The following is a 26,559-nucleotide window of genomic DNA, read 5'->3' as shown; positions in this document are numbered from 1 at the left end:
TGCGCAGGAGGTGTTCCCATGTCACAGATCCCCGTGTTGAAAAACCGGTTTCTCGACCGCAGCGAGGCCGGGCGGCGCCTGGTCGAGCCGCTGAGCCGCTATGGCGCAAGGCCCGACGTGATCGTGCTGGGGTTGCCCCGCGGCGGCGTGCCCGTCGCCTGCGAAGTCGCGTCCGCCCTCCAGGTGCGCCTGGACGTGCTGGTGGTGCGCAAGCTCGGCGCACCGGGCCATCCCGAATACGCCATGGGCGCCATCGCCGGGGGCGGCGTGCAGATCCTCAACGACGATGCACTGCGCACCTTCAAGGTCGACCGGGACGCGTTCGCCGCCGTGCTGAACCGGGAGACCCGCGAGCTGGCCCGCCGGGAGCAGGCCTACCGCGCAGGCCGCCCGCCGCTGAACCTCAAGGACCAGGTGGTGATCCTCATCGATGACGGCCTGGCGACCGGCGCCTCGATGCTGGCGGCCGTCGAGGCCGTTCGCCGGCAAGGGCCTGCGCGCCTGGTGGTCGCGGTGCCGGTGGCGCCGCCGGACACCCTGGAAGCGTTGCGCAACGAGGTGGACGAGGTGGTCTGCCCGTTGGTGCCCGAACGGATGGTCTCGGTCGGCTACTGGTATGAAGACTTTCCCCAGACCTCCGATGAGGAGGTCGTCGCGTTGATGCAGCAGGCCGGGGCCTGAAGCCCTCGCGGCCTTGAGGCCGGCCGGCGGTCGCGTCAGACGCCGAACGGATAGGTGTCGTCCTCGGGTTCCATCTGTTCCCGTTGCGGCAGGGGCAGGGCGGCGACAGGCCGGGTCTGCTCGAACCAGACCAAGGCGTCGAACTGCTCGGCCAGCGCGGCTTCGAAATAGTGGCTGAGGCGTTCGCTGTCCGGCCGGTAGATCACCCCGATCGCCCGCTCCAGCAGCGTCGTGGACAAGGCCCGGCGCAGCTCCTGGCGCTGCGGGTCGCGCCAGTCGGTGAGCGAGGCGGGCACGCCGGCCAGGCGGAACTGGTGCTCCCAACTGTCGGGCCGGGCGGGCCGGATGTCCTTGATCCGCATGTCGCCGTCCCAGTCATCGGCGGCGGCCACCTGGCCGCGGTCGGTGGCCATGCCGATCAGCACGGCGTCGCGGCCGAAGGCGTTGCGGCACAGTTGGCCGATGTTGAACTGGCCTTTCAGCTTCTGCGAAGGACCGATCATGGGGCATCCTCCTTCAGGGGGGGCGCGAATGCGCCCTGGCGCGGTCCTGGAGGGCAAGCGCTCCGGAGCGCGCCAGGGCGAGGTGTGGGTTCAGGCCAGCGCGAGGCGGTGGATGACCTGGCTGGGGTTGTCCGGGTCGGTGGCCGTGGTGAATCCGGCGGCCTTGGCCAGATCGCGCATCGGGTGATTGGCGGCGGCATCGATCGAATACATCTGCCGGAAACCTTTGGCCCTGGCGTGGTCGGTCAGGTGCTTGAGCAGCAGGCGGCCGAGGCCGTGGTGCTGCCAGCTGTCGAGCACCGTGACCGCGCATTCGCACTCATCCTTGCCGGCACCGGCGGCGTAGCGGGAGATCCCCACTTCCTGCAGCTCACCATTCACATGGGCCAGGGCGACGAACGCCGCCTGGCGGTCCTGGTCGACCTTCATCAGTTGATCGAGCATCGCTTCGCCAGGTTCCCTGAACTGGCACAGGAAGCGGAAGTGCCGGGATTCCGGCGACAGGCGTTCGATGAAAGCCTTTTCCCGTTGCCGGTCCGCGGCCCGCAGGGGCCTGATCAGCACGTGGGTGCCGTTGTCGAGGGACTCGATCCAGTGTTCGCCCGCAGGCGTCGGGAACGCAGGGATGGAAGGTTGAAGACCGGTATCGGCGGGAGCCATGGCAATGTCCTCGTGTGTCGGAATGAACAGGGCCAGTTTCGGTGCCTGTTCCCCCACCGACTTGACCTTCGTCAAACCCTCGCGCGCCGGGCCTGACCCTTGGTCGGAATGCCCGGAAACATGGGCCCGAGGGGCTAATGTGAAAGAACGCCCGCACATCAAAGCGGAGGCATTGCCATGTCAGGCATTTCCGACACGGGTGCAAGGCCCCATGTGAAGTGCCTTGCCTGCTCCTTGAGCCGGCTCTGCCTGCCCGCCAGCCTCAGCGCCGAGGAAGTGGACAGGCTGGAGCGGATCGTCCGCCGCAACCGGCCCCTGAAGCGCGGGCAATACCTGTTCAAGGCCGATGAACCCATGGAGCACGTGTTCGCCCTGCGCTCAGGGGCCGTCAAGAGTTACCTGCTCGATGCCGAAGGCAACGAGCGCATCACCGGTTTCGTCCTGCCGGGGGAAATGCTCGGGCTGGACGCCATCGGCGCCAGTCATTACCGCAGCTACGCCGTGGCGCTGGACATCTCGATGGTCTGCTCGATCAGGCTGGATCAATTGGTCGACCTGTCCGGCCACATCCCCGGCCTGCGCTACCAACTGCTGCACATGCTCAGCCTGGGGATCAAGGGCAAGGACGACCACCTGCGCTGCTGCCACGGACGGGCCGACCAACGGCTGTCGATCTTCCTGTTGGGCATGTCGACGCGCTACCACGCCCGGGGGCTGCGGGCGGACATCTTCACCCTGCCCATGTCGCGCGGCGACATCGCCAACTACCTCGACCTGACCCTGGAAACCGTCAGCCGGGCCTTCACCCGGTTCGTCCAGGCCGGGCTCATCCGCTGCGCCGGCCGTGAAGTGACGTTGGTCGACGAGCAGGGCCTGATCGACCTCAGCCATCTGGAGGAGCCCACTTGAGCATCGCCAGCACCCGGTCATAACGCTGCACCGGCCCGGCCCACGTGGGGCGCTGCACCTGATCCGGCCGCAGCCAGATGCGCTGCGGCGACACCCCCTTTCGCCAACACAGGCGCGCGGCCTGGCGGGCCACCTGCGACGGCGCGCAGCAGAACACCGTGTCCGGCCTGTAAGTGTCCAGCAGGTGGATCAGTTGCAGCCATCCGCTGCTGCTGGTGCGCGGCACGCGAGGCAGCGCCGAGAACCACGTCTTGCATTCGTCGGGCAGTTTCCCGGGAGCGAAGCCATCGTGCAGCAGCCGCAGTTGCAGCGCAGGCAGCCAGCAGCGCACCTCATCCAGCGCGCCGAGCAGCGTCAGCACCCCTTCGCCCCGGGCGATGGCCAACAGCCGCGTGCTCTGCAAGGGGAGCGGCCAGGCGCTGCCCAGCGGGCCGGAATAGGCCAGCCGCTCACCCGGCCGCGCCAGCGGTCGGGCCGCGTGGACGGTCACGATGAACCGTCCGGTCGCGCCCGGCAGGCTCACATAACTGCAAGGCCAGCGCTGCCGGCCGTCGCCCAGCAAGCAATACTGCCCCGGCATCGGTTCGGCGGTGGGCGGGCCGCAAAGCGCCAGGCCCAGACATTGCTGGACGCCCGGCCCCGATGACGTCTGCAGCACGCGGACGGATCCGCTGTCTTCCCGATCCATAGACACCTCGCCGCTCGCCGGGGGTTGACCACGGTTCGTCCAGCCTAGGCGCATGCCTGGGCCTGACTTTGATCGCGATCAAGTTACGGGGCGGGCGCAGCGTTGCGCAGGTTGATAAAGATCAAACGGGGTGGGTGAGCGCCGCGCAAGATCGAAGCGTCTCCCAGGGAGGCATCACTCAAACGAGGAGGTCGTCATGTCCGAAGCAGCCAAAAAAGTCCCTGTCACCCCCGTTGCCGCCCAGCCAGCCAAAGCGTCGCCGCCCGGCGTCGAAGCCCCGGACCTGTGGCGGCCGTTCCAGCAGTTGCGGCGCCAGATCGACAGTCTGTTCGATGATTTCGGGCGGCGTCCGATGCGCATGTCGTTCAGCCATACGCCGTTCGATCTCGAACCCTTCTGGCGGCGAGACCTGTTCTCCCACGGCATGCCGGCGATGGACATCAGCGAACTGGCCGAGGAATACCGCATCAGCGCCGAATTGCCTGGCGTGGACGACAAGGACATCGAAATCAAGCTCGCCAACGGCAACCTGGTGATCCGTGGCGAGAAGCAAGAAGAAGTCGACGAAAAGCGCAAGGAGTACCACCTGTCCGAGCGGCATTACGGCAGCTTCGAACGGGTCTTCCAACTGCCCCGCGAAGTCGACGCCGAGAAGATCAATGCCCAGTTCGCCAAGGGGGTGTTGCTGGTGCACCTGCCCAAACGCGCCGAGGCCATCCATCCGGAAAAAGTGATCCCGATCAAAGGCGGCAAATGACCGGCGCGTCATACCGTTCCAGGAGCAGGGAGGCTCCGCCCCTTCAACCCGAGGTGAACTTCATGTCCATTGGCAAATACTGCAACCGGGATGTGGTCGTGGCCCCGCCCGGCATTTCCATCTATGCCGCCGCGCGCATGATGAGCCAGTACCACGTCGGCGATCTGGTGCTCGTCGAGCCCGTCGACCGCGAGCACGATGTCTTCCGGCCGGTCGGCCTGATCACAGACCGGGACCTGGCCTTGCGGATCGTGGCGCGCAACCCGCCGGACCAGGACGAACTGAGGGCGGTCGACGTGCTGCCCCGGTCGCTGATCACGGCCAACCAGAACGAGGATCTGTTCGACGTCATCCTGAACATGCGCCGCGCCAACATCCGGCGGATCCCCGTGGTGGACGACTTCGGCCTGCTGGTGGGGATCGCCACGGCGGACGATCTGGTGGCCTTGCTGTCCGACCGCCTGCACGAACTGACCTTGCTGATCCGCCAACAGAGCCTGCGAGAGGAAGACATCCGCGCCGAAGACATCTGAACGCGGCCGCGCCGAGGCCATCACCCGAGGGGGCGATCATGAGCGATTATCCGGGCACCGAGGAACTGGAGGGGCTGGATGCCTACTGGCGGGCGGCCAACTACCTCACGGTGGGGCAGATCTACCTGCAGGCCAACCCGCTGCTGGCCAGCCCGCTGCAACTGGCCGACATCAAGCCCCGGCTGTTGGGTCATTGGGGGACTTCGCCGGGCCTCAACCTGATCTACACGCACCTGAACCGGCTCATCCGTCAGCACGACCTCAACGTGCTGTTCGTCGCGGGCCCCGGCCATGGCGGGCCGGCCGTGGTGGCCCAGGCCTACCTCGACGGCACCTACACCGAGCTCAACCCCGCGGTGTCGCGGGACGCCGAGGGGATGGCCCGGCTGTTCCGCCAGTTCTCTTGGCCCTACGGCATCGGCAGCCACGTCGGCCCCCATGTTCCCGGCTCGATCCATGAGGGCGGCGAACTGGGCTACTCCCTGGTTCACGCCTACGGGGCCGCGCTGGACAACCCCCAGTTGCTGGTCGCCTGCGTGATCGGCGACGGCGAGGCGGAGACCGGTGCGCTGGCGGCGAGCTGGCACTGCAACAAGTTCCTCAATCCGGCGGGCGACGGGGCGGTGCTGCCGATCCTGCACCTCAACGGCTACAAGATCGCCAACCCCACCGTGCTCTCCAGGATCAGCGAGGACGAACTCACCAGCCTGATGTGCGGCTATGGCTACGACCCTTATTTCGTCGAAGGCGACGAACCCATGGAGGTGCACCGGGCGTTGTCCCGCACCCTGGAGGTGATCTACGACAAGATCTGCCGCATCCAGCGCCTGGCCCGTCAGGCCGAGGCCGGGGAGGGTGTCGAACGGCCGCTGTGGCCGGCGCTGATATTGCGCACCCCGAAGGGATGGACCGGGCCGACGTTCGTCGATGGGCAACGGATCGAAGGCACCTGCCGCGCCCATCAACTGCCGCTGGCGGACTTGGCCAAACCGCTGCACTTGCTGCAACTGCAGCAATGGCTGGAAAGCTACCGACCGCAAGAACTGTTCGATGCCCAAGGCGCGCTGCTGCCCGAACTGGCCGCGCTGGCTCCGTCCGGGCGGCGGCGCATGAGCGCCAACCCCCATGCCAATGGCGGCCTGACGCTGCGCGCGCTGGATCTGCCGTGCCACACCGATTATTGCGTGCAGATGGACGGCCCCGGCCAGGTGCGGGCCGAAGCGACCCGGGTGCTGGGCGGTTACCTGCGCGATGTCATGAAAAACAGCGCCGTGTCGCGCAACTTCCGCCTGTTCGGGCCGGACGAAACGGCGTCGAACCGCCTGGACGCGGTGTTCGAGGCCACCGACAAGGTCTGGCTCGACCCGCACGGCAGCGACGACGCTCATCTCGGCGCGCAGGGCCGGGTGATGGAGATTCTCAGCGAGCACCTGTGCGAGGGATGGCTCGAAGGCTACCTGCTGACCGGCCGCCATGGCCTGTTCTCGTGCTACGAAGCGTTCATCCATATCGTCGATTCGATGATCAACCAGCACGCCAAGTGGCTGAAGACCGCCGCCGAGGTGCCGTGGCGCAAGCCGGTCGCGTCGCTGAACATCCTGTTGACGTCCCACGTGTGGCGCCAGGACCATAACGGCTTCTCGCACCAGGATCCGGGCTTTCTCGACCTGTTGGCCAACAAGAAGGCCGACGTGGCGCGGATCTACCTGCCGCCGGACGCCAACTGCCTGCTGTCGGTGGCGGACCATTGCCTGCGCAGCCGCGGCTACATCAACGTGGTCGTCGCCGGCAAGCAGCGCGAATGGCAATGGCTCGACGGCGAGGCGGCGGCCTTGCACTGCCAGGCCGGCATCGGCCGCTGGGCCTGGGCCGGCCATGAAGATGACCATCCCGAGGTGATCCTCGCCTGCGCCGGCGACGTGCCGACGCTGGAGACGCTGGCGGCGGTGACGCTGCTGCGCGAGTGCGCCGCCGACTTGCGGATCCGGGTGGTGAACGTGGTCGACCTGATGGCCTTGCAGTCGGCGCAACAGCATCCCCACGGCTTGCCGGACAGCGAGTTCGAGGCGCTGTTCACCGCGGACCGTCCGGTGATCTTCGCCTTCCACGGCTACCCGGCGTTGATCCACCGGATGATCTACCGGCGCGCCAATCCGGAGCGGTTCCATGTGCGCGGCTTCCGTGAGGAAGGCGCCACCACCACGCCTTTCGACATGGCGGTCATCAACAACCTGGACCGCTACCAACTGATGCTGGACGTGTTCGAGCGCGTGCCGCGCCTGCAGCCGCAGGCCGAACAGGCGCGCAGCCGCTACTGGTCGATGATGGAGCGGCACAAGCTGCACTTGATCGGGCACGGCGAGGACCTGCCGGAGGTCGCGCAGTGGCGCTGGAGCGCACGCCCAGGCCGGTGAACCGCCGTTACTTGGCCTTCCAGTACTTCTGCATTTCCAGGAACAGGAACGAGGCGGTCCAGGTGATCAGCACCAGGCCCGTCAGTGCCTGCAGGCCGGTCAGGTACTTGAGGTGGCCGGTGGGGGCGATGTCGCCGAAGCCGATGGTGGTGTAGGTGGTGAAGGAAAAGTACACGCAGTCGAGCAGGCTGCCGTCGAAATTGCCGCTCAGCGTGCCCCAGCCTTCGGCGTGCGCCATCAGGTAGTACACCAGGGCGAAGCACCACACTTCGATGGCATGGGCCAGCAACGCGCCGAACACCCCCACCACGATCCGGAACCGGGCCCAGAGCTTGAGGCGCGGCAGCCAGTCGTTCAGGCGCAGCAGGCATTCGTAGTGGATCACCACCACCAGGATCACCACGAGCGTGTTGATCAGCGTGACGGTCAGCATGGTCGGTGCCCCGGGCAGGATCGGTCGGTCATCTGGCTTCGTTCACCAGCGTGCAGGCGGCCGGTTCGCCGGCCTGGGGCAGCAGCGCCGGAAACTCTTCGGGGGTGATGGTTTCCCGGGCGAGCAGCAGGCGGGCCCCGGCGTCGAGATCCTGCCGCCGCTGCTCCAGCAGCGCACGGGCGCGGCCGTAGGCCTCATCGAGCAAGTGGCGGATGCCCAGGTCGACTTCACGGGCGGTCTGTTCGGAATAGTCCTTGTGCTCCTGCTGCATGACCGCGTCGCCGAGGTAGCGGGTCGATTGCCGCTCCAGCACCGCCTGACCCAGTTCCGCGCTCATGCCGAAGCGGGTGATCAACTGCCGGGCGATGTCGGTGGCGCGTCCCAGGTCGTCGGCGGCCCCGGTCGAGACCTGGCCGAACGCCAGGCTTTCGGCGGCGCGCCCGGCCATCAGCACGGCGATGCGGTCGCGCAGCATCTGCGCGCTGATCAGGAAGCGGTCGTCCGTGGGCCGTTGCAGGGTGTAGCCCAGCGAGCCGGCGGCCCGGGGAATGATCGACACCTTGTGCACCGGATCCATCGCCGGCAGGCTGCTGGCCGCCAGGGCATGCCCCATTTCGTGGTAGGCGACCACCCGGCGCTCGTCCTCGCGCAGGACATTGCCCTTGCGCTCCACGCCCGCGACCAGGCGTTCGAGCGCCGCAGTGAAGTCCGGCAGTTCGACCTGCTGGCTGTTGCGGCGGGTGGCGATGATGGCGGCCTCGTTGACCAGGTTGGCCAGGTCGGCGCCGGTCAGGCCGGGGGTGATCGCGGCGATGCGTTCGCAGTCGAGGCCGTTCTGGCTGAGGATCTTTTTCAGGTGGACCTTCAGGATCGCCAGGCGACCCTTGCGGTCGGGCCGGTCGATCAGGATCTGCCGGTCGAACCGACCGGCGCGCAGCAGCGCCGGATCCAGCACCTCGGGCCGGTTGGTCGCGGCCAGGAGCACCACGCCTTCGCGGGGATCGAAGCCGTCGAGCTCGGCCAACAACTGGTTCAGCGTCTGCTCTTTCTCGTCGTTGCCGCCGAGGTTGCCGAGCCCGCGCATCTTGCCCAGCGCGTCCAGCTCGTCGATGAAGATGATGCAGGGCGCCGCCAGCCTGGCTTGTTCGAAGAGATCGCGGACCCGCGCGGCGCCCACGCCGACGAACATTTCCACGAATTCCGAGCCGGAGATCGAGAAGAAGGGCACCCCGGCTTCGCCGGCGATGGCCTTGGCGACCAGGGTCTTGCCGGTGCCCGGCGGCCCGACCAGCAAGGTGCCTTTGGGCACATGGGCGCCGAGGCGGCCATACCAGGCCTGGTCCTTGAGGAACGACACGATCTCGGTCAGCTCGTCCTTGACATCGTCCAGGCCGGCCACGTCGGCGAAGGTGACCTTGATGTCGCGCTCCACGTACACCCGCGCTCGGGATTTGCCGACATTCATCAGTCCGCCCAGGCCGCGCCTTTCGCCCGGCCCGCGCAGCAGGAAATACCACAGCACCAACATCACCAGCAGCGGCAACAGCCCGATCAGGGCGGACAGGACGCTGTCCTCGGCCACTCCGCTGAAGGCCACGCCCGAGTGCGCGAGCTGCCCGCTCAACGCCGGATCCACCCGGATCGTGGAGAACTGCGTGCGCCCGTCGACGGGTTCCTGCAACCGCCCGACGATGCGGTCGCGCTCGATCCGCAAGTCGCTGACCTTCTGCAGATCCAGCAACTGCAGGAACTGGCTGTAGGCAATGACCTGCTCGGCCTGGCGGTTGAACAGGCCGAGCTGGACGGCCACGAGCAGCGACACCCCGATCACCGCCAGATAAAGCTTCCAGGGTTGATCCTTGTTCATGGCCGGGCCTCCCGGTGACCTGCCGGATCAGGCGATCAGCAGGAAGTCTTCGACCTTGCTCACGCCGGGCACCGCCCAGGCCGCGCGCTCGACCACTTCGCGCTCGCGCATCAGGTGCACCTTGCCTTCGAGCCGGACCACGCTGCCGTTGACGGTGACGCGAATGCCGTCGGCCTCGATTTCGGCGCTGCGTTTGAGCGCATCCTCGATGTGGCGCTTGATGTCGACCGCATCGGCGCGGGCCTTCAGGGTGATGCGGTTGTGCACGCGCACCACACCGGACAAGTGCCACACCGCCTGCTCGATCACTTCTTTCTGGTATTGCCAGTCCAGTTCGCCTTCGAGGGTCACCGTGCCCTTGTGCACGGTGACCTGGATGCCTTCCACATTGGCGTCCGAGCTCCAGGCGATGATTTTCAGGGCGCGGGCGGCAATCGTGTCGTCCGCGGTGCCTTCGAGCCTGTTCAGCCGCACTTCGATTTCCTCTGCCAGGCCGCGCACGCCTTTCATGGCCTTGACCGTGCGTTCGGCGCTGACTTTCTGGGCGTAGCTGTCGACATGGCCGGACAGGGTGACGACGCCATCCTGTACCGTCACGCCGATGCTCGCGGCGTGGATGTCGGGTTGAAACTGCAGCTCTTCGAGCACCAGGTCGCGCAAGTCGAGGTCGTTCATGAGGGTCTCCGCTATCGGGTTCAAAGGCGGGCCGGGTCGCCCGGGGACTTTGTTTTTACGCCCGGGCGCGGCAGCGCGATTGACAAAGGTCAAACTCCGCGGGCACCGGGCCGATTGATAAATGTCAGGCCCCGCCCGGTGCCGGCGCCGATACTCGGGTCATCTTGGGCATGCACGGAGACACGGCCATGCAACGCTTGCTGTGGGTGGGACTGTCGGGGCTGCTGCTGGCGGCGGCCTCGGGATGCACGCCTTGGCGTGCGCAGGAATACTACGCGCGCCTGGAGTCGGCGGAGGACAACGCGGCCACCGCCCGGCTGCGCGCCGATCAGGTGTGCTACCGCCTCGACCGGGTCGAGCGGACCGCCGACGAGGCCTTGCGCAGGGCGGACGACGCCCAGGCGCAGGTGCGGCAACTGCGCCAGGCCCTGCGCAAGTAGCGCCTGCGCGCGGTTGATAAAAATCAAGCGTCAGGGCGCGCGCTGGGGGACGCTGCCAGCACCGGCCCTTTGCCCCTGACCCGCCTGCCGGGCGGTGTCCTGTCCGGCGCAAAGCGGATGCAACCGCGCAGCCTGAACGGTCAGGCGCGCCCGATCACGGGAGTCCATCATGAGCCACTATCAAACCCTGCTGCTGATCCTGAATCCGGCACTGCATCAATCCAACGCCCTGGAACAGGCCGGTGCCCTGGCCCGATCCAGTTCGGCCCATCTGCACATCGTCGGCCTGCTGGCGGCGCACGACCGGCCCAGATTGCTGGACACCGAAGAACACCAGGCCAAGCGCCAGGCGCTTCTGCAAGTCAGGCAGGCGCAGCTCGAAAAAAAAGCGGGCGCGTTGCGCGCCAAGGGCGTGGAGGTGACCGTCGAGGTGGCCTGGAGCGATGACCTGGAGGAGGACATCCTGGCGCATGCCCTGGAAATGAAGCCGGATCTGTTGCTCAAGCAAGTCGAGCGTGAACCGGCGCTCAAGCGCGCCTTCTTCACGCCGCTGGACTGGAAACTGCTGCGCCATTGTCCGATTCCGGTCTACTTGCTGGGCGCCGCCGGGCCTGCCTTGCCGCATCAGGTCCTGGCGGCGGTGGACGTGGCCGACAATACCGCCGAAGGCGAGGCACGCAACGAGGCGATCGTGCAGCAGGCCAACGCCCTGGCCCTGCAGACCGGTGCGCAGTTGGACCTGCTGCATGCCTGTGACTTGTCGGTGGCCTACATGGGCGACATGGCCTACGGCGCGTGGGCCGTCGACGACATCACCGAGCCTTTGCGCGAAGAGCTTGAGGACGACTTCAACGCACTGGCCGACCGCCACGGTGCGCCGGGCAAGCGCCGCCATTTCGTCATCGGGCGTCCGGTGCCGGTGCTGAACGACTACATCGAGGCCCACCCGGTGGACGTGATCGTCATGGGCCGGCCCGCGGCGCGGGGGCTTGAGCGCCTGTTCGGCAGCACCACCGAACACGTGCTGTACCAGGTGCCCTGCAACATCCTGGCGGTGTGAGGCGCCAGCAACGGCTCAGCCGTGCGCGGCGCCGCGCCACGGCATCGCCGTAGGCCTGGCTGCCGTGCAGGGCGAACAGTAACGCAAGCGGTTCTTTCATCAGCGCCGGCTCCGCAAGAAGTTCACGCCCGACATAGGCGCGGTGCGGCGCCCCGGTTTGACGATTATCAAGTCGGCCCTGCCTGCGGGACGGACACTGGGCAGGACGACGCAGGCCTGGGCCTGCGCCCCTCATCACCTGCACAGCGAGCACGCCCATGGATAAATTCCAGAAAAGCCGCAAGGACAAACTGTTCAAGCCGCAGCGGTTCGACCCCTACGCCACGCCGCTTCGCCCCGGCGGCAAGGCGCGTTGCCCGCAATGCGGCGCCGTTTACCATGAGGGCGAATGGCATTGGCACGCACCGGCCGAGGCCGGGGCGGTGGAATCGACGGTCTGTCCGGCATGCCGGCGCATCGAGGACCGGGCCGCTGCCGGCCAGGTCCGGGTGACGGGGCATTTCCTGGCCGGGCATGAGGCCGAGATCCGCCAGCTCATGCACAACGCCGAGCAGCAGGAGCGGCAGACGCACGTGCTGGAACGGCTGATCGACATCGACTGCCGGCCGGACGCCCTGGTGGCGACCACCACCGGCACCCACCTGGCCAATCTCATCGGCCATGAGCTCAAGGCCGCCTATGACGGCACCTGCAGCTACCGCTACAGCGACAGCGAGGTGTACCTGAGCGTCGACTGGCACCGTGACTGAAAGATGCCCGCCGGCCATGGCCCGAAGGCCGTGGCCGGCGGGCTGCGGCGCGGTCAGCCGGGGATCGCGAGAAGGCTGGAGCGGATCCTGTACAGGGTCTGTTCGGTGGTGCTGCCGATGATCTTGGCCACCCCTTCGTGGTAGAGGGTGCCCATCACCACCACATCGAAGCTGTGTTGGTCGGCGAATTCGCCGATGACGCTGCGCGCAGGGCCCTGCAACAGGTGCTGGCGCTCGGGTGCAACGCCCCAGCGGCTGCCGAACCGGGCCATGCGTTCGCGGGCGCGCCCGGAGATATCCTCGACCAGCTCTTGGGTCCAGGCCACCGGCGCGGCGGCATAGGCGACGAAGCTGCTGCTGGGCTCATAGGCCTGCAGCAGGTGCAGCGGCGCCTTGCAGCGCTGCGCCAGTGCCTGTGCCGCTTGCAGGACGCGTTCGTTGAGTGTCTCGACGGCCGGATCGTCTTCGGCCAGGTCCACCGCAGCCAGCACGCGCTCCGGCAGCCGCGGGGCGGCCTGGGCCACCAAGTGCAGCGGGAGCGGGCAGGCGCGCAGCAGGTGCCAGTCCAGCGGTGTGAGCAGGGCGCGGCTCAGGGCGGTCTCGTGGCGGATGTCCTTGATCACCATGTGCACCCGTTGCTCCCGGGCCAGGCGGATCAGGTCGTTGAGCGGGTCTTCGTCATCCACTGTTTCGGCATAGGCGTCGATGCCTTGCCTGGCCAGCGCCCGGACCTGTTCATCGAGCCAGGCGCCGCGGTGCTCAGCGTCCTGCTGGCGGGCGTGGCTGCGCAGGATCCGGTCCAGGGTCGCCAGGTGTGAGGGCAGTTGGCTCAGGGCCACCAGGTGCAGCGTGGCGCCCGTGGCCTTGGCCAGCAGTTGAGCCCGCGTCAGGGCGGGCGAGGGGTGCAGGTCCGGATGGCAGATCAGTAACAGTCGCGAAAATTCATTCATGATGGCCTCCGCCGCGATGGCCGCCTCGGTGCACGCGCAGCGGCAGGCCCCAGCGTGACGCGACGGGCCCGGCGGGCCTTGATATTTGTCAAGGTCGGCCGTGGCGCACCACTTCCACGCAGAAGTCTGCCTCGTAGGGCGGGACGTGGCACTCGACGATGTCTTTCGCGGCGACCTGCAGGTGGATGCCGACGATGTCCGCGTGCACGGGCTGGCGGCACACATGGCGGTCCACGAGCACGGCGCTGAGCACATGCCGTGCGCCCAGCCCGGCGAGGTAGGCGCAGGTGCGCAGCAGCGAGTGTCCCTCGTAGAGCACGTCGTCGACCACCAGCAAGGACGTCTCGGCCAGGTTCAGCCGGGCCAGTTCGGGGTTCTCCGTGAGCTGCGCCTGGGCATGCAGCACGCTGAGGTCATCCGCGTAACGTTTGACCTTGACCGGGTAGAGCGGCAACGGCGGCCCGCCGGCCATTGACTGCAAGTGAGCCTGCAGACGCCGGGCCAGGGGTTCGCCGCGCCGCTGTATGCCGATCAGCGCCATCCGCGACGCGGGCATCCGGGCCAGGGCCTGGCAGGCCATTTCACGCAGGATGCGGTCGAGGTCTTCTTCATCGTACAGACGAAGCCTTGAGGGAACGGAGAGGCTCATGGGTCACCTGCCGGGGCGTGACGGTATTCGCCCTGACCTTATCCGGCCTGCCTTGGGCGGACCTGATCCAGGTCAAACGTGGCGGATCCCGCGGGCCTACCTTGATGGCTGCGTCACTGGTCTTGCGCGGGAGGGCCCATGAGCAACCTGTCGGTCGATCGCAACGCCGTGGTCGCCATCGCCGCACGCGGACTGAGCAAAGGGTTCGGGGAGGGCGCCGCGCGGGTCAAGGCCGTGGACGGTGTCGACTTCACCGCGCGGTTCGGCGAGATGGTCTATCTGGTGGGCCCCTCGGGCAGCGGCAAGACCACGCTGTTGAGCATGCTGTCCGGCATCCTGCGGCCCGACGCCGGCACCGTCGCCATCAACGGCCAGGACATCTGGAGCCTCGACGGCGAGCGTTTGGCGCAGGTGCGCCTGGCGCATTTCGGGTTCGTGTTCCAGGACTACCACCTCTTCACGCGGCTGACCTGCGCCGAGAACGTCGCGATTCCGCTGATCCTGCGGCACCGGCCCTGGAACGATGCGCTGGCGGCGGCCCGGCAATGCCTGGCGGTGGTCGGGCTGGAAGGCCGCGCCGACCTCATTCCGGCCAAGTTGTCGGGCGGCGAGCAGCAGCGGGTCGCCATCGCCCGGGCCATCGTCGGCAGCCCGAGCCTGCTGATCCTGGACGAGCCGACCGCGTCCCTCGACGGCGACACCGGCAAAATGGTCATCGCGTTCGTCAGGCAGCAGATCCTCACGGCGCACTGCTGTGTGCTGATCGTCACCCACGATGCCCGCATCGAAATGTTCGCCGACCGCGTCGTGCATATGGAAGACGGCCGGGTCATCGAGCGCGACCGGACGATGCCATGAAAAGCCCATGGCTGCAGGCGGTCGCGCTCCTGGGGGCGCTGGCCGGGTTGGGCGCGGCCTACCTGTTCGGCCGCACGCCCGAGCCGCTGCCCCCGGTCTTCCCGCCGACCAGCAGCGAGCGGGCGGCCATTTACGCCAACGGCATCGTCGAGAGCGAACAGGCCGGGGGCAGCGACATCGTGATCTTTCCCCAAGTCGCGGCGCCCGTGACGCGGATCCTGGTGCACGAAGGACAGCCCGTGAGCCTCGGGACGCCGTTGGTGGCGCTCGATGACGCGGTGCCGCGGGCGAACCTCGAATTGGCCGAGGCCAACCTGGCGGTCGCCGCCGATCAATACGCCAAGCGGCTGGCGGCCTACCGCATGGATGCTCGGTCGATCAGCGTGGACGCCCTGGACACGGCGAAGAACCAGGCGGCGCAGGCCCGGGCGGCGCTCAAGGCATCGGCGGCCGAACTGGCGCGTTACGTGATCAAGGCGCCGGCCGAGGGAACGGTGGTGACCCTCAACGGGGCCGTGGGCAGCTACGTGTCGCCGCAAGGGGTCTACAGCCTGCACACGCAGGGGTTCACGCCGCTGGTGGTCATGACCGGCGGCCAGGAGCGCCTGGTGGTCCGCTGTTACGTCGACGAGATCCTGATCGACAAGTTGCCGCCGGCCGACCAGATGGAGGCGCAAATGGCGATCCGCGGCACCCAGACCAGGGTGCCGTTGCAGTTCTGGCGGATACAGCCCTATGTCACTCCGAAGATCGAACTGTCCAACCAGCGGCAGGAGCGGGTGGACCTGAGGGTGCTGCCGGTGCTGTTCCGGTTCGAAAGCAAAGGGCTGCCGACCATCTATCCCGGCCAGTTGGTGGACGTGTTCATCAGCCGGAAGACGCCATGAGCGCCCTGGGCCTGCGGTACGCGATCCTCTGCGGGCTGTCGCTGCTGGCCGCCTGCACGGTGGGGCCCGACTTCACACCGCCCCAGGCCCCCGAGCGGCAGCCTTACTGGCAGGGCACCCTCGCCGACCCGCAGACGGTGCAGGGGCAGGGCCAACGGTTCGTCGCAGGCGGCGACCTGGCGTGGAACTGGTGGACGCTGTTCGGTTCGCCGCCGCTCGACGGCCTCGTCCGCCAGGCCATCGAGCGCAACCCGACCCTGGAGGCGGCGCAGGCCAGCCTGCGCCAGAGCCACGACCTGCTGCAGGCCGGGCAGGGCGTCTACTACCCGCAGGTCGTCGCCAGCCTTGCCGGCCGCCGGCAACGCGGCAGCGCCGAGCAGCCGGGGCTGGCGGTGGCGGATTCGGTCTTCAGCGTCGTGACGCTGGGGGCGACCGTCCGTTATGTGCTCGACGTGGCCGGAGGGCAGCGGCGGGCGGTCGAAGGGCTGCAGGCGCAGGCCGATCTGCAGACCTTCCGCTTGCAGGCGGCGTACCTGGCGCTGACGGGCAATGTGGTCAACACGGCGATCGCCCGCGCCGCCTACGGGGCGCAAGTGCAGGCAACGGAGCGGCTGATCGGATTGCTGCAACAGCAGTTGAGCGTCGCCGATGCGCAAGTGCGCGGCGGCACCCTGGCGGACTCGGCGCAGGCGGGCCTGCGAAGCCTGATCGCGACCAACGAGGCGCAACTGGCCGATGTCCGCCTCCGGTTCATCGAGTCGGGGCACTTGCTGGCGAGCCTGGCGGGCGTGGCGCCGAACCAGCTGACGTTGCCCGACATCCCCCTGGACAGCTTGCGCCTGCCGCACGACCTGCCGGTGAGCCTGCCTTCGCAGCTGGTTCGCCAGCGCCCGGACATCCGCATGGCCGAAGCGCAGCTGCATCAGGCCAGCGCCGCCATCGGGGTCGCCACCGCCGCCCTGTTTCCCGGCATCGAACTGACGGGCAGCTACGGTACCGGCGGCACTTCGCTCGGTTCCTTGTTTTCGGGACGCTTCTGGTCCATCGGGCCCACCGTCGACATACCGTTGTTCCAAGGCGGGCGGTTGTGGTTCGAACGCAAGGCGGCGCTGGAGGCTTACCGGCAGGCGGACGCGGCCTATCGGCAAGTGGTGCTGAGCGCGTTCTCGCAGGTGGCGGACCTGCTCGACGCGTTGCAGCTCGATGCGCTGGCCTTGCAGAAGCGCAGCGAGGCGGCGCAGGCGGCCGACGCTGCGTTGCAGGCGCTGCAGGTCAGCTACCGGGCGGGGCTGGTGCCGTACATCGATGTGCTGGTGGCCGATGTGCAACTGCAACAGGCTGACATCGCGTTGCTGGAGGCGACGGCCCAGCGCCGCCAGGCGACAGCGGCGCTGTTCGTGGCGCTGGGCGGTGGCGGGTGGAACGGCCCGGCGGCGCAGGCCGGCAAGGAGACGCCATGAAGTACACCGGGATACTGCGCATCGGGTTCAAGCTGCTGGTCAGCGACCGGGCGAAGTTCTCCGCCTTGCTGGTGGGCCTGACCTTTTCGGTTTTCCTGATGATGCAGATGACGGCGATGTTCGCCGGCATCCTGACCCGGGCCTACTCGACGGTCACCAATATCGGCGCGCCCATGTGGGTGATCGATCCGGCGGTGAACACGCCCACCGCGGTCATTGCGCTACCGGACTACCTGCTGGACGCCGTGCGCAGCCTGGATCAGGTGGACTATGCCGTCCCGCTGTTCGTCGGCAATGCCCAGGCCCGCCTGGCCGACGGCACCTATCAGATCGTCAGCGTCGTAGGCCTCGACGACACCAGCCTGTACGGCCGCCCGGACCTGGAGCAGGGCGCCATCGAGGCGCTCTACGCCGAGAACGGCTTTGTCATCGTGCATGACGCCGAATACGCAAAGCTCGGAAGCCCTGGCATCGGCACCGACTTCGAGCTCAACGACCACCGCGGCACCGTGGTCGGCATCGCCAAGGTGCTGACCGGCGGGCTGATCGGCGTGCCGACCCTCTACACCACCTATCGGCGGGCGATCGAATACGTGCCGACCGCCCGGTTCAAGATCTCCTACATCCTGGTCAAGCCCAGGGACGAGCAGGCGGTGGCGCGCATTCAGGAAAGCGTCGCCCGGCTGGGCTATGTGGCGCTGACCCGGGCGCAGTTCAACCAACGCATCGCAGACTTCTACATCTACCAGACCGGGGTCGGCACCAACATATTGTTGATGACGACCATCAGCTTCCTGGTCGGGTTATCCATTTCAGGGCAAATCTTCTACAGCTTCATCCTCGAGAACCTGGACAAGTTCGCGGCGCTCAAGGCGATCGGGGCGAACCCCCGGGACCTGCTCCTGATGATCCTGTACATGGCGCTCTCCACGGCCTTGACCGGTTATGGCCTGGGGGTGGGCCTGGTCACCGTGGTGATTGCGCTGGGGCGAACGTACTTGCCCAACTATGCGGCGATCATCACGTTCTGGAACCTGGGCCTGGCGTTCGGCCTGGTGCTGCTGATCGCCGGGGTGTCCAGCTACCTGGGCATCGGCAAGGTGCTGCGGGTCGAGCCTTTCGAGATCTTCCGTTCCTGAGCGCCCGGTTGCGGCCGACGGTCGGCGCGCAAAGGGCGCAGCGGTTTATTCGACGATTCCTTGACCTGAGATAACTTCTGCCGGGTTTCGCCTCGCCGCGCCGCGGCCCCGGTGATAGCGTCAGGCACAGACGTTGCGATCAAGGAGCGTTGCCATGTACCAGAACCTGGCCGTGTTGAGCGCATTGCTGGTGCTGTATGCGGCCTTCGCCGGTTCGCTTGAGGCCAAACCCGTCAACGGGCCGCTTTTGTTCCTCTTGGCCGGTGTCGCCGCCGGCCCTGCCGGGCTGGGCCTGCTCAACCTGGCGATGGATCGTCACGACCTGCGCCAGTTGGCTGAGCTGACCCTGGCCATCGTGCTGTTCACCGATGCCGCCAATGCCGACCTTGCCCAGTTGCGCCTGCACCGCAACTTGCCGTTGCGTCTGCTGCTGATCGGTTTGCCCCTGACCCTGATCGCCGGCTGGCTGGTCGCCCGGTGGCTGTTCCCGGCGATGCCATGGCTGGAGATGGTCCTGCTGTCGACCCTCTTGGCGCCCACGGACGCCGCTCTCGGCAAGGCCGTGGTGAGCAACCCCGCCGTGCCGGCGGATATCCGGGAAAGCCTGAACGTCGAGAGCGGCCTGAACGACGGCATCTGCGTGCCGTTGATGCTCCTGTTGATGGCGCTGGTGGCGGAAAAGCACACCGCGTTGCCGTTCACGTTGGCCGGGCACCTCTTTCTCGAAGAGCTGGGGATCGGCCTGCTGACCGGCGTCGGCCTGGCGTTGGTGTCGGGGGGCGTGCTGCGCTGGGCGCGCCGCGATATCGCGCCGATCGCGTCATGGCAGCAACTGGTGATGCCGGGCCTGGCGTTGCTGAGCTTCGCCTGCGCCCAGGCATTGGGCGGCAGCGGGTTCATCGCCGCGTTCTGCGCGGGGCTGCTGACCGGCTGCCTGTTCAGGCGGGAAACCCACGCGTTGCTGCAGGCTGGGGAGTCCCTCGGCGAGGCGCTTTCGTTGATCACCTGGGTGGTGTTCGGCGCCTATGTGGCGCCCAAGGCCACGCAGATCCTGTCGCCTTCCGTGTGGCTCTACGCCTTGTTGAGCCTGTCGCTGGTGCGGATGCTGCCCGTCTGGGTCAGCCTGGCGGGCAGTGCCCTGGCGACGCAGAGCCGTTTGTTCATCGGTTGGTTCGGGCCGCGGGGCCTGGCCTCCATTGTCTTCGCGGTATTGGTGCTGGATGTGCCGTTACAGGAGCGCGACACGCTCATTTCCGCCACCATTGCCTGCGTCGTGCTCAGCGTTATATTGCACGGCGTGAGCGCATGGGCCTGGGTGGGCCGGCTGAGCCGCAGGGCCGAGCCCTGAGGCGCAGGCGCATCCGTTTTTCTGTATAGAGGGGAGGAGGTTGCGATGTCTGCTTTTACGCCGTGGTCGGCATTGGCGGGAGGCGTGATGATCGGGTTGGCGGCCGGGTTGTTCGTGGCTGCGAACGGTCGGATCGCCGGCATCAGCGGGTTGCTCGGCTCGCTGTTGCAGCGCGGCGGGGAGGGGCGGGGAGACAAGGGCGCTTTCCTGCTCGGACTGATCGCCGCGCCGCTGTTCTGGCAGCTGTTTGCGCCGGTGCCGCCGGCCCGTTTCGGCGCAGGCGCCTTGACGCTTGTGGCGGCGGGCCTGCTGGTGGGCGTGGGTACGCGCTATGGCAGCGGCTGCACCAGCGGTCATGGCGTGTGCGGCCTGTCCCGGCTGTCACCGCGCTCGGCGGTGGCGGTGCTGTGCTTCATGGCGGCGGGGTTCATCACCGTCTTCGTTGCCCGGCATCTGATGCAAGGAGGATGACATGACCCGGATCATCGGTTTTTTCGCAGGCGTGCTGTTCGGCGTGGGCCTGTTGCTGGCCGGCATGGCGAACCCCGCCAAGGTGCTGGGCTTTCTCGACCTTGCCGGAGAATGGGATCCGTCGCTGGCGCTGGTGATGGTCGGGGCCATCGGGGCGGCGGCGTTGCCCATGGCCTGGGCGCGCCGCCATCCGGTGGCCTTGCTGGGCGCCAAGATGCACTTGCCTGACCGGCGCGACATCGACCGCCGTCTCGTCGTCGGCAGCCTGACGTTCGGCGTGGGGTGGGGGCTGGCCGGCCTCTGTCCGGGGCCGGCGCTGGTGCTGCTGCCGGGTGGGGATTGGCAGGCCTGGCTGTTCGTGGCCGCGATGCTCGGCGGCATGTTGCTCTTCAGCGGCATCGAAGCGCTGCGTTCGCGCAACAGGGCCGCGAAAGGCAGCGGGCACATCCCGTCATGAAGCGCGTTCGCCGGCATTGAACAACACGGTGACGTAGGCCGGCAGCTCGCTGCCGGCGATGTCCTTGGCTTGTGCCGGCGTCAGCGAGCCGGACTGGATCACTGCGCCCGGGGAGCCATCAGCGAATTCAGTTCGCCGTAGGTGTGGGCCTTCAAGGCATGGGTGTCCAGATGCCCGTGCTCCAGGAAGCTGCTGGCCAACCCGCCCATGGCGCCATACAGGAACTCGGCGATGGCTGAGCCGGCGCTCAGGCGCCTGACGCCGAGGCGTTGCAGTTCATCGGGAGCGGCCAGGCCAGCGCGCCACAGCAGGTTGACCGGCAATTTCGATTCCCGGCACACCGCAGCGATTTCATGAGGTTCGACCACGCCGGCGGCGAACAGCCCGTCTGCACCTGCGTTGGCATACAGCGCGGCGCGCTTGAGCAGTTCTTCCAGGCGCTGCTCGGCGGGCAGCAGGTTCTTCAGGTAGACGTCGCAGCGCACGTTCACGAACAGGTTGACCCCGTGCCGGTCGGCGACTTTCTTGGCGGCGTCGACCTTGCGGATGAGCAGGTCGGGAGCGCCCACGCCGTCTTCGATGTTGACCCCGACCGCACCGGCGGCGAGGACGGCGTCGATGACGTTGGCGACTTGTTCGGGTTCATCCGAATAGCCCCCTTCGATGTCCACGGTCAGGGGAACGCTGAGCACCCGGGTCATCGAGGCGATGGTGGAGCGCAGCAATTCCAGCGGGAGTTTGTTGCCGTCCTGGTAGCCATGGGACCAGGCCATCGCTGCGCTGCTGGTGGCCACGGCCTTGCTGCCCAGGCGCTCGACGAGGCGCGCGCCGCCGGCATCGCCCACGTTGGCGAGCATCAGCAGGCCTTGCCGATGAAGATCATGAAAAACGGTATCCAGTGCTGCCATGAAATCCTGCTCCTTTGAACATCCTGTTGATGGATCACTGCTGAGGTCAGACCGCGACCGTGCGTTCGCGGCATCGGAAGATGCACTGTAGCCAATCGTTACGGGATTCGCCCGCGCCTGGGTCGTCGCCAGGGCGATCGCCTGGGCGTGTATGCGTTCGTAGCAGTGGCGTGTGCAAGTTATGTACGTGCCGATAAAGGCAACAGCCGGGAATCATAGACCTCCCGAAGTGTGATGGAAGTCTTGATTTGAGTAATGCAGGGGATCTTGCGAAGTGTCTTTTCAATGAACTCGGTGTACAGGGAAATACTTTTGCAGACGATCTTTATCAAGAAGTCATAGTCCCCAGTCACATTGTAAAGAGCGACGACTTCCGGGCAGGAAGTAATCTTTTCTTCCAGTTTTCGGGTGACGTCTTCGGTATGTGTATCGACGGAGAGATGAACGAAGGCGGTGACTTCGAAGCCCAGGGCCTCTTTGTTCAGGATGGCCTGGTAACCCTGGATGAAGCCTTCTTCCTCAAGGCGTTTGAGCCTGCGCCAGCAAGGCGTTTCACTCATGGAAAGAACTTCCGCGAGTTTTGAAGTGGTGGTCAGGCAGTCGGTCTGCATGATGTTCAGGATCTTCAGATCGATCGCATCGAGCACCGTAGAGTTCTTTTTCAAATCAGAGTCCTTTCTGGCGTGCCATGAGCAAGTGCAGTCCTTATAACTTTGCCATGGTGCCAGCAACGGATAGGGTGCGCAACATTTTGAAATGGGCACGGCCGTCCTTCCCGTGGCTTATATTGAATGTCACGGGATGGTTACATATGGCGCCAAAACAACCGGTCAACTAATGAGCTGTTTGGATAGTGCGTCCTTTAATGGCCGGTTGGTCAGCGTCGTGTGTCAGGCCTCCGCGCCTTGGGCCTGCAGGTCATCGCCACGGGTTCCTGCGCGCTGGCGGCTGGCGGCGCGGGCGAGGAGGGGCGTGGCGATGCCGGCAATCGCAAACACGGCCCCCAGCCCGATCCATCCGGCAGCTCCGCGTTCCACCACGGCGATCGGCAAGATCGCGGGGAAGACCACGGTCATCAGGTTCGCCCCCAAGGCATACACGCTCAGGTAGTAGGCCCGGTTCTCGGCCGGCGCCAGGTAATAGGAAATCCCCCAGGCGCCCGCGCATTGCCACAGTTCGCCGAAGGTCATCACCACGCAACCCAACAGAAGAATCCCTGCCGCGAGGTAGGGCGACTGATCGGCCGTGGTCATGGCGACCATGGCGCAGGAGAGCGCCAAGGTGATCCCGGCGTAGAGGTGCTTGCGCGCGGCGTGCACCACTTCGTTGCCGCGTTTGCTGAACGCCAGTTGCAGGGTGATGGCCATGATGCCGTTGACCACCAGGATGAGGCCGATCAGGGCTTTGGGCGCCTGGGTCTTGGTCAGCAGCCACAGAGGCACGGCGATGGTCATCACGGCCTGGTGCAGCGAAAGGATGCCGTTGCACAGCGACAGCGAGAGGAAGTTGAGGTTTTTCAGCGGATGCGCAGCGGCGGCCGCCGGCGCGCTGTCCACCTGTTCCCGGGCAGCGGCCTGAGGCAATTTGGCCACCACCAGGAGCACGGCCGAGATGAGGAACGCCAGCGCATTGGCGATCAGCAGGCCGATCACGGCGTTGGCGCTGCTGGCGACGCCGACGACGATGGCGAACACGCCTGCGGCGAGCATGTAGGCGACGTTCCTGACGATGGCCACCTTGGACATGGTCTTGACGTAGGCATCGGACTTGACCGCCGCCCCCACCAGGGTCTGGATGATCGGCCACACCGCCTGTTCCACGCAGCCGATGAAGCAGGCGATGAGCAGGAACGCGTAGAAGTCGTTGACGAACGGGTAGATCAGGAAGCCCAGCATGCGCCAGACCTGCAGCACCGCCAGCACCCGGGCAGCGCCGAAGCGGTCGGCGATCCGGCCGATGGGCACCGTGCAGACAAGCCCGCAAAGCCCCGCCAGGGCCAGGCCGATGCCCACCTGGACGGTGCTCAGGCCGACCACCTGGGTATAGAAGAACGTGGCGCCGGCGAGGAAGAGGCCACGCCCGGAAGCATCGACGAAGGCAATGAGCAACAGCAATAGAGAGGCACGCTCGTGCGAGACCGGTGCCTTGTTGGAGAAGCGACTGCGTACAGACATCAGGCTATTCCTTTAGAGAGAGAAGCGGCGCCAGCCGGTGGCTCTCGCCCGCCCGGACGACGCACAAGGCGCCGCCCGGGTGAGCCCGAGCCTTGTCCGGCGCTAGGGTTGCAGGCGCTGGCGCAGGCTGAGCGGCCGCATGTCGGTCCAGGTGTCCTTGATGTAGGCCAGGCACTGCGAACGGTCGCCCTGTTGCCCTGTCGCGTGCCAGCCGCCGGGCAGGGGGCGCTCGGCCGCCCAGAGGGAGTACTGCTCTTCGTCGTTGATCACGACGAGATAGAGGCCGGTGTCTTGTTCTTCGGTGGTCATGGTTGAACGTCCTTGAAAAGTTGAAGGCTAGTGTTTTGCGATCGGCCAGGCTTAGGTCTTGCGGATGATCAACATGTACATCTGGCCGTGCAGGCTCGGGAATTTGGCCTTCAGCGCAAGATCCATGTCCAGCAGGTTGCGGATCCGGGCAGGCCCGTCCTGCTGCAGGTCGAGTTCGTAGCCCAGCGATTCGGGGAGCAGCCCCAGCGGACGGATCTCCTCGACCGCGAAGCCCTGCGCCCGGGCGATCTCACTGGCCTCGCCACGGCTGAGGGCGTTCTGTCGCATCAGTTCCTTCTGCTCGTGGGAGTAGATCGAGAGGTAGGTCAGGTGCGGGCATTCGATGTCCCAGGTCGAGATCACGCAGAACCCGCCCGGCACCAGGCAGCGATGGATTTCGGACATGACCTTGGAGAAGTCCTGCCTCGGGAAGTGCGCTGCCGTGCCCATCATGCAGGTGATGAGGTCGAACTGAGTGCTTTCGAACGGCAGCGCCCTGGCGTCGCCCTGACGGAAGTCCGGATTGAGCGCGCCGCCGGTTTTCTGCCGGGCATACTCGACGGCCCTCGGTTCCAGGTCGACGCCGAATGCCTGGATGCCTTGTTGGGCCAGCAGGGTCGGGTAGCGGCCGGTCGCGGCGCCGATGTCCAGGCTTTTGCGGAACGGGCCGTAATGCTTGAGGCAATCGAGCATGTTGACCAGCTCAAGGGATTTCTTGGCTTCGTCCTCGGGCACGGAGCAGTCGTAGCGCATGTAGGCCGCCACGTCGTAGTCCAGTGCGGCATCGGCGGCCTTGTCGGCTTTGTCCAGCGCGAACCCATCGATCACCGAGAGCAGCCGCCCGCGCTGTTCGGCCACGCCCGCCAGTTGGGTGGCCCGTGCGGTGCCCGGGGCGAAACCGCGTTGCGCGGCGGGGTCGAGCAGCCCCAGGATCAGGCTGGCGTACCAGTCCTTGTCGTCGCTGCGCAGGCCGTCAGGTTGCGCGGCCTGGCGGCTGAGCTGCTGCAGTCGGGTGTCGGTATCGAGGTAGTCGGGGCAGAGGGTAAACACCACTTCGTAGTATTTCTGGGCCTCGGCGAAGGAGCCCTGCTCCTGATGGATACGCCCCAGGGTGTAGAGGGTTTTCTTGGCCTCTTCGCTGACGGTCAGTTCGCGGGCGCGGCGGAAGGCCGATTTCGCCGCGAAGTGATGGCCGGCCATGAGGAAGCTCTCGCCGGCCTGGGTGAAGCTCTTGAGCTTCATCCGGTCGTCCTGGCCCGCCCAAGTGAAGTGCCGCGCCGCCTGGTGCCATTCCTGACGCTGCTGGTAGGCCTGCGCCAATAGGAAATGGCTGGTGCAGTGGCTGGGGAACAGCCGCACATCCTCGGCCAGCAGTTTGATCGCCAGTGCCTCCCGGTCTGCCTGGCTCAGTCGCAGCGATCCGCCGTTCAGCCAGTCCACGGCATATTCGATCAGCCCCGTTTGCCCGAGCTGGGCGAGCAGCGCTTCGGCCGCGTTGCGCTGTTCGGCCTCGTCGGCCAGTTGTTCTGCGTTCAGTTGCAGCAGGCCGATGTGCTGGTTGTGGCTGTCGTGGGCATGGTTGACCAGCAGCTTGACCGTGCCGTCGGTGCAGCCTGACACGACGATCGAGCCGTCTTGCGAAATGCCGGCGGTCCAGACCTCACCGCCCGCCTTGCAGGCCCAGAGCGGCTTGCCTTGGCGATCGAGCAGGCGAAGGGTGCCGTCGGGCGAACCGATGACGGCTGTGCCGCCCGCAGAGATCGCGACGCTGCAGATGCCCGGCGCGGCCACCACTGCGGTGGCTTTGCACTGCCGCAGGCCGTCGCCCTCAAGCAGCAGGGCCGAGCCGTCTTCCAGGGCGACGATGCCGGCGCGGCCAGTGTGGGAGACCGCGCATTTGACCGCCATGCGCGGCAGCTCGTGCAGCGCCACGATCCCGGCGTCTCGGTCCAGCACGCTGAGCAGGCGCTCCTTGACCTTCAGCAGGCTGGCGCTGTGGCTCGAAGCCGCCGATGCAGCGGCCGGCTCAAGGTGGCGGGCGTCGGCTTGCCGCAGCTCGTAGCCGCTGCCGCTGCCGCTGCGGGTGACGATGTGCTGGGTCTGGTCTTGGCAGAGGACGACCAGTCGTTCGCCGTCGGCCGAGAGGCTGATGTCGTAGGGCGCCGACGCCAGGGGGACGCTGAACAGCGCTTGGCCGTCGGCATCGAAGAGGCTGACCGTACCGCTGCCGTCTGCCGCCCGTTGCGTACCCGCCGCGACGCAAGGCGTGGAGCTGATCGCCAGGCACGTGAGCTCATCCGCGAACTGCTGCGACCAGCACGGTCGGCAATCGCGGGTCAGCACCGTGAGGGTGCGGTTGCGGCAGGCGACGGCAAGCCACGCGGCATCCGCCGTGAGGCAGAGGCCGGTGACGGGCGCGCCGAAATTGCGGCTCCAGAGCTCGCTGTGAGGCGCCTCCATGAACAGGCCGCCCGAGTGGGCCGGGTTTGCACGCAGGTCGCAAGGCTGCTGTGGCTCGGCTGCTTTTGCCTGGAGATAGGCATCATTGTTGAAGTTGGTCATGGACACTCCTTATCGAAC

General features: G+C 66.8%; 27 protein-coding genes and 1 pseudogene. 15 read left to right on the top strand and 13 right to left on the bottom strand.

What is annotated here, in order from left to right; all coding sequences use genetic code 11:
- Positions 1–18 precede the first annotated feature (18 nt).
- Positions 19–681, top strand: a complete 663-nt coding sequence (locus tag CAG33_RS17640; RefSeq protein ID WP_085639718.1) for a phosphoribosyltransferase — start codon at positions 19–21, stop codon at positions 679–681.
- Positions 682–716: 35 nt separating this feature from the next.
- Here CAG33_RS17640 and CAG33_RS17635 read toward each other — a convergent pair.
- Together CAG33_RS17635 and CAG33_RS17630 are read right to left on the bottom strand one after the other, a co-directional pair.
- Positions 717–1,160 (bottom strand): annotated as a pseudogene (locus CAG33_RS17635) (erythromycin esterase family protein); the annotation flags it as partial.
- Positions 1,161–1,274: 114 nt separating this feature from the next.
- Positions 1,275–1,844, bottom strand: coding sequence for a GNAT family N-acetyltransferase (locus tag CAG33_RS17630; RefSeq protein WP_085583297.1), 570 nt, complete (start codon positions 1,842–1,844; stop codon positions 1,275–1,277).
- Positions 1,845–2,021: 177 nt separating this feature from the next.
- Here CAG33_RS17630 and fnr point away from each other — a divergent pair, with 177 nt between their 5' ends.
- Complete coding sequence (fnr, locus tag CAG33_RS17625; protein WP_085639716.1) at positions 2,022–2,753, top strand: fumarate/nitrate reduction transcriptional regulator Fnr; 732 nt, start codon at positions 2,022–2,024, stop codon at positions 2,751–2,753.
- On the opposite strand, the gene CAG33_RS17620 is transcribed toward fnr, so the two are convergent.
- On the bottom strand, positions 2,728–3,441 hold the full coding sequence (locus tag CAG33_RS17620; protein ID WP_085639714.1) for a hypothetical protein: 714 nt from the start codon (positions 3,439–3,441) through the stop codon (positions 2,728–2,730). The two genes, fnr and CAG33_RS17620, sit on opposite strands and share 26 nt — an antisense overlap.
- Positions 3,442–3,637: 196 nt before the next feature.
- Between CAG33_RS17620 and CAG33_RS17615 the strand changes: the two genes are divergently transcribed.
- From CAG33_RS17615 to CAG33_RS17605, 3 genes are all read left to right on the top strand, one after another.
- Positions 3,638–4,198 (top strand): Hsp20/alpha crystallin family protein, encoded by a 561-nt coding sequence (locus CAG33_RS17615; protein WP_085639711.1) that lies wholly within the window; start codon positions 3,638–3,640, stop codon positions 4,196–4,198.
- Between the two features lie 62 nt (positions 4,199–4,260).
- Entirely contained in the window at positions 4,261–4,731 is a 471-nt protein-coding gene (locus CAG33_RS17610) for a CBS domain-containing protein (RefSeq protein ID WP_085583295.1), read from the top strand.
- A gap of 38 nt (positions 4,732–4,769) precedes the next feature.
- Complete coding sequence (locus tag CAG33_RS17605) at positions 4,770–7,145, top strand: phosphoketolase (RefSeq protein WP_085639709.1); 2,376 nt, start codon at positions 4,770–4,772, stop codon at positions 7,143–7,145.
- A 7-nt stretch (positions 7,146–7,152) separates the two neighbouring features.
- Here CAG33_RS17605 and CAG33_RS17600 read toward each other — a convergent pair whose 3' ends face one another.
- Genes CAG33_RS17600 through CAG33_RS17590 form a run of 3 tightly spaced genes read right to left on the bottom strand, consistent with a single transcriptional unit; the run spans position 7,153 to position 10,120 of the window.
- Positions 7,153–7,578 carry a potassium channel family protein gene (locus tag CAG33_RS17600; protein ID WP_085583209.1) on the bottom strand — a complete coding sequence of 142 codons (426 nt, stop codon included), beginning with the start codon at positions 7,576–7,578 and terminating at the stop codon, positions 7,153–7,155.
- Between the two features lie 28 nt (positions 7,579–7,606).
- The gene (ftsH, locus tag CAG33_RS17595; protein ID WP_085632446.1) at positions 7,607–9,445 is read right to left on the bottom strand and encodes an ATP-dependent zinc metalloprotease FtsH; all 1,839 of its coding nucleotides are present in this window, start codon (positions 9,443–9,445) and stop codon (positions 7,607–7,609) included.
- Between the two features lie 27 nt (positions 9,446–9,472).
- The gene (locus CAG33_RS17590) at positions 9,473–10,120 is read right to left on the bottom strand and encodes a BON domain-containing protein (protein WP_085639706.1); all 648 of its coding nucleotides are present in this window, start codon (positions 10,118–10,120) and stop codon (positions 9,473–9,475) included.
- Positions 10,121–10,308: 188 nt separating this feature from the next.
- On the opposite strand from CAG33_RS17590, the gene CAG33_RS17585 reads away from it, so the two are divergent.
- The 3 genes from CAG33_RS17585 to CAG33_RS17575 all read left to right on the top strand — a co-directional run bounded on the left by CAG33_RS17585 (position 10,309) and on the right by CAG33_RS17575 (position 12,369).
- The gene (locus CAG33_RS17585; protein WP_085639703.1) at positions 10,309–10,560 is read left to right on the top strand and encodes a hypothetical protein; all 252 of its coding nucleotides are present in this window, start codon (positions 10,309–10,311) and stop codon (positions 10,558–10,560) included.
- A gap of 169 nt (positions 10,561–10,729) precedes the next feature.
- Entirely contained in the window at positions 10,730–11,620 is an 891-nt protein-coding gene (locus CAG33_RS17580; RefSeq protein ID WP_085583201.1) for a universal stress protein, read from the top strand.
- A gap of 257 nt (positions 11,621–11,877) precedes the next feature.
- Positions 11,878–12,369 (top strand): BCAM0308 family protein, encoded by a 492-nt coding sequence (locus tag CAG33_RS17575; protein WP_085583199.1) that lies wholly within the window; start codon positions 11,878–11,880, stop codon positions 12,367–12,369.
- 53 nt (positions 12,370–12,422) lie between these two features.
- Here CAG33_RS17575 and CAG33_RS17570 read toward each other — a convergent pair whose 3' ends face one another.
- Together CAG33_RS17570 and CAG33_RS17565 are read right to left on the bottom strand one after the other, a co-directional pair.
- Positions 12,423–13,319 carry a universal stress protein gene (locus CAG33_RS17570; RefSeq protein ID WP_085639700.1) on the bottom strand — a complete coding sequence of 299 codons (897 nt, stop codon included), beginning with the start codon at positions 13,317–13,319 and terminating at the stop codon, positions 12,423–12,425.
- A gap of 88 nt (positions 13,320–13,407) precedes the next feature.
- Positions 13,408–13,968: a phosphoribosyltransferase family protein gene (locus CAG33_RS17565; protein ID WP_085583195.1), complete on the bottom strand. Its 561-nt coding sequence runs from the start codon at positions 13,966–13,968 to the stop codon at positions 13,408–13,410.
- Between the two features lie 138 nt (positions 13,969–14,106).
- On the opposite strand from CAG33_RS17565, the gene CAG33_RS17560 reads away from it, so the two are divergent.
- The 7 genes from CAG33_RS17560 to CAG33_RS17530 all read left to right on the top strand — a co-directional run bounded on the left by CAG33_RS17560 (position 14,107) and on the right by CAG33_RS17530 (position 20,588).
- Complete coding sequence (locus CAG33_RS17560; RefSeq protein ID WP_085639697.1) at positions 14,107–14,826, top strand: ABC transporter ATP-binding protein; 720 nt, start codon at positions 14,107–14,109, stop codon at positions 14,824–14,826.
- Positions 14,823–15,713 carry a biotin/lipoyl-binding protein gene (locus CAG33_RS17555; RefSeq protein ID WP_085639694.1) on the top strand — a complete coding sequence of 297 codons (891 nt, stop codon included), beginning with the start codon at positions 14,823–14,825 and terminating at the stop codon, positions 15,711–15,713. Before CAG33_RS17560 ends, CAG33_RS17555 begins: the two co-directional genes overlap by 4 nt.
- Positions 15,710–17,173: an efflux transporter outer membrane subunit gene (locus CAG33_RS17550; protein WP_085639691.1), complete on the top strand. Its 1,464-nt coding sequence runs from the start codon at positions 15,710–15,712 to the stop codon at positions 17,171–17,173. Before CAG33_RS17555 ends, CAG33_RS17550 begins: the two co-directional genes overlap by 4 nt.
- Positions 17,170–18,312, top strand: coding sequence for an ABC transporter permease (locus tag CAG33_RS17545; protein ID WP_085583187.1), 1,143 nt, complete (start codon positions 17,170–17,172; stop codon positions 18,310–18,312). Before CAG33_RS17550 ends, CAG33_RS17545 begins: the two co-directional genes overlap by 4 nt.
- A gap of 154 nt (positions 18,313–18,466) precedes the next feature.
- Complete coding sequence (locus CAG33_RS17540) at positions 18,467–19,660, top strand: sodium:proton antiporter (RefSeq protein WP_085639688.1); 1,194 nt, start codon at positions 18,467–18,469, stop codon at positions 19,658–19,660.
- Positions 19,661–19,705: 45 nt separating this feature from the next.
- Positions 19,706–20,131, top strand: a complete 426-nt coding sequence (locus CAG33_RS17535; protein ID WP_085583183.1) for a YeeE/YedE family protein — start codon at positions 19,706–19,708, stop codon at positions 20,129–20,131.
- Between the two features lies 1 nt (position 20,132).
- Positions 20,133–20,588 carry a YeeE/YedE family protein gene (locus CAG33_RS17530; protein WP_085583181.1) on the top strand — a complete coding sequence of 152 codons (456 nt, stop codon included), beginning with the start codon at positions 20,133–20,135 and terminating at the stop codon, positions 20,586–20,588.
- 98 nt (positions 20,589–20,686) lie between these two features.
- On the opposite strand, the gene CAG33_RS17525 is transcribed toward CAG33_RS17530, so the two are convergent.
- The 5 genes from CAG33_RS17525 to CAG33_RS17505 all read right to left on the bottom strand — a co-directional run bounded on the left by CAG33_RS17525 (position 20,687) and on the right by CAG33_RS17505 (position 26,541).
- On the bottom strand, positions 20,687–21,496 hold the full coding sequence (locus CAG33_RS17525; protein ID WP_085639685.1) for an isocitrate lyase/phosphoenolpyruvate mutase family protein: 810 nt from the start codon (positions 21,494–21,496) through the stop codon (positions 20,687–20,689).
- 179 nt (positions 21,497–21,675) lie between these two features.
- Entirely contained in the window at positions 21,676–22,161 is a 486-nt protein-coding gene (locus CAG33_RS17520; RefSeq protein WP_085583177.1) for an Lrp/AsnC family transcriptional regulator, read from the bottom strand.
- Between the two features lie 225 nt (positions 22,162–22,386).
- Positions 22,387–23,670, bottom strand: coding sequence for an MFS transporter (locus tag CAG33_RS17515; protein WP_085639682.1), 1,284 nt, complete (start codon positions 23,668–23,670; stop codon positions 22,387–22,389).
- 102 nt (positions 23,671–23,772) lie between these two features.
- Positions 23,773–23,979, bottom strand: coding sequence for an MbtH family protein (locus CAG33_RS17510; RefSeq protein WP_085583173.1), 207 nt, complete (start codon positions 23,977–23,979; stop codon positions 23,773–23,775).
- Positions 23,980–24,030: 51 nt separating this feature from the next.
- Positions 24,031–26,541 carry a methyltransferase domain-containing protein gene (locus tag CAG33_RS17505; protein WP_256576743.1) on the bottom strand — a complete coding sequence of 837 codons (2,511 nt, stop codon included), beginning with the start codon at positions 26,539–26,541 and terminating at the stop codon, positions 24,031–24,033.
- Between the last annotated feature and the right edge of the window lie 18 nt (positions 26,542–26,559).

Origin of the sequence: Pseudomonas sp. B3(2017) (assembly GCF_002113595.1) — a bacterium.
Classification (GTDB): domain Bacteria; phylum Pseudomonadota; class Gammaproteobacteria; order Pseudomonadales; family Pseudomonadaceae; genus Aquipseudomonas; species Aquipseudomonas ekonensis.
Note: the sequence above shows the minus strand (reverse complement) of the source record. Positions and strands in the feature narration are given on the sequence as shown.

Excerpts from the sequence above, each read along its gene's own strand:
- CAG33_RS17640 (WP_085639718.1), top strand. The coding sequence starts at position 19 with ATGTCACAGATCCCCGTGTTGAAAAACCGGTTTCTCGACCGCAGCGAG.
- CAG33_RS17630 (WP_085583297.1), bottom strand. The coding sequence starts at position 1,844 with ATGGCTCCCGCCGATACCGGTCTTCAACCTTCCATCCCTGCGTTCCCG.
- fnr (WP_085639716.1), top strand. The coding sequence starts at position 2,022 with ATGTCAGGCATTTCCGACACGGGTGCAAGGCCCCATGTGAAGTGCCTT.
- CAG33_RS17620 (WP_085639714.1), bottom strand. The coding sequence starts at position 3,441 with ATGGATCGGGAAGACAGCGGATCCGTCCGCGTGCTGCAGACGTCATCG.
- CAG33_RS17615 (WP_085639711.1), top strand. The coding sequence starts at position 3,638 with ATGTCCGAAGCAGCCAAAAAAGTCCCTGTCACCCCCGTTGCCGCCCAG.
- CAG33_RS17610 (WP_085583295.1), top strand. The coding sequence starts at position 4,261 with ATGTCCATTGGCAAATACTGCAACCGGGATGTGGTCGTGGCCCCGCCC.
- CAG33_RS17605 (WP_085639709.1), top strand. The coding sequence starts at position 4,770 with ATGAGCGATTATCCGGGCACCGAGGAACTGGAGGGGCTGGATGCCTAC.
- CAG33_RS17600 (WP_085583209.1), bottom strand. The coding sequence starts at position 7,578 with ATGCTGACCGTCACGCTGATCAACACGCTCGTGGTGATCCTGGTGGTG.
- ftsH (WP_085632446.1), bottom strand. The coding sequence starts at position 9,445 with ATGAACAAGGATCAACCCTGGAAGCTTTATCTGGCGGTGATCGGGGTG.
- CAG33_RS17590 (WP_085639706.1), bottom strand. The coding sequence starts at position 10,120 with ATGAACGACCTCGACTTGCGCGACCTGGTGCTCGAAGAGCTGCAGTTT.
- CAG33_RS17585 (WP_085639703.1), top strand. The coding sequence starts at position 10,309 with ATGCAACGCTTGCTGTGGGTGGGACTGTCGGGGCTGCTGCTGGCGGCG.
- CAG33_RS17580 (WP_085583201.1), top strand. The coding sequence starts at position 10,730 with ATGAGCCACTATCAAACCCTGCTGCTGATCCTGAATCCGGCACTGCAT.
- CAG33_RS17575 (WP_085583199.1), top strand. The coding sequence starts at position 11,878 with ATGGATAAATTCCAGAAAAGCCGCAAGGACAAACTGTTCAAGCCGCAG.
- CAG33_RS17570 (WP_085639700.1), bottom strand. The coding sequence starts at position 13,319 with ATGAATGAATTTTCGCGACTGTTACTGATCTGCCATCCGGACCTGCAC.
- CAG33_RS17565 (WP_085583195.1), bottom strand. The coding sequence starts at position 13,968 with ATGAGCCTCTCCGTTCCCTCAAGGCTTCGTCTGTACGATGAAGAAGAC.
- CAG33_RS17560 (WP_085639697.1), top strand. The coding sequence starts at position 14,107 with ATGAGCAACCTGTCGGTCGATCGCAACGCCGTGGTCGCCATCGCCGCA.
- CAG33_RS17555 (WP_085639694.1), top strand. The coding sequence starts at position 14,823 with ATGAAAAGCCCATGGCTGCAGGCGGTCGCGCTCCTGGGGGCGCTGGCC.
- CAG33_RS17550 (WP_085639691.1), top strand. The coding sequence starts at position 15,710 with ATGAGCGCCCTGGGCCTGCGGTACGCGATCCTCTGCGGGCTGTCGCTG.
- CAG33_RS17545 (WP_085583187.1), top strand. The coding sequence starts at position 17,170 with ATGAAGTACACCGGGATACTGCGCATCGGGTTCAAGCTGCTGGTCAGC.
- CAG33_RS17540 (WP_085639688.1), top strand. The coding sequence starts at position 18,467 with ATGTACCAGAACCTGGCCGTGTTGAGCGCATTGCTGGTGCTGTATGCG.
- CAG33_RS17535 (WP_085583183.1), top strand. The coding sequence starts at position 19,706 with ATGTCTGCTTTTACGCCGTGGTCGGCATTGGCGGGAGGCGTGATGATC.
- CAG33_RS17530 (WP_085583181.1), top strand. The coding sequence starts at position 20,133 with ATGACCCGGATCATCGGTTTTTTCGCAGGCGTGCTGTTCGGCGTGGGC.
- CAG33_RS17525 (WP_085639685.1), bottom strand. The coding sequence starts at position 21,496 with ATGGCAGCACTGGATACCGTTTTTCATGATCTTCATCGGCAAGGCCTG.
- CAG33_RS17515 (WP_085639682.1), bottom strand. The coding sequence starts at position 23,670 with ATGTCTGTACGCAGTCGCTTCTCCAACAAGGCACCGGTCTCGCACGAG.
- CAG33_RS17510 (WP_085583173.1), bottom strand. The coding sequence starts at position 23,979 with ATGACCACCGAAGAACAAGACACCGGCCTCTATCTCGTCGTGATCAAC.
- CAG33_RS17505 (WP_256576743.1), bottom strand. The coding sequence starts at position 26,541 with ATGACCAACTTCAACAATGATGCCTATCTCCAGGCAAAAGCAGCCGAG.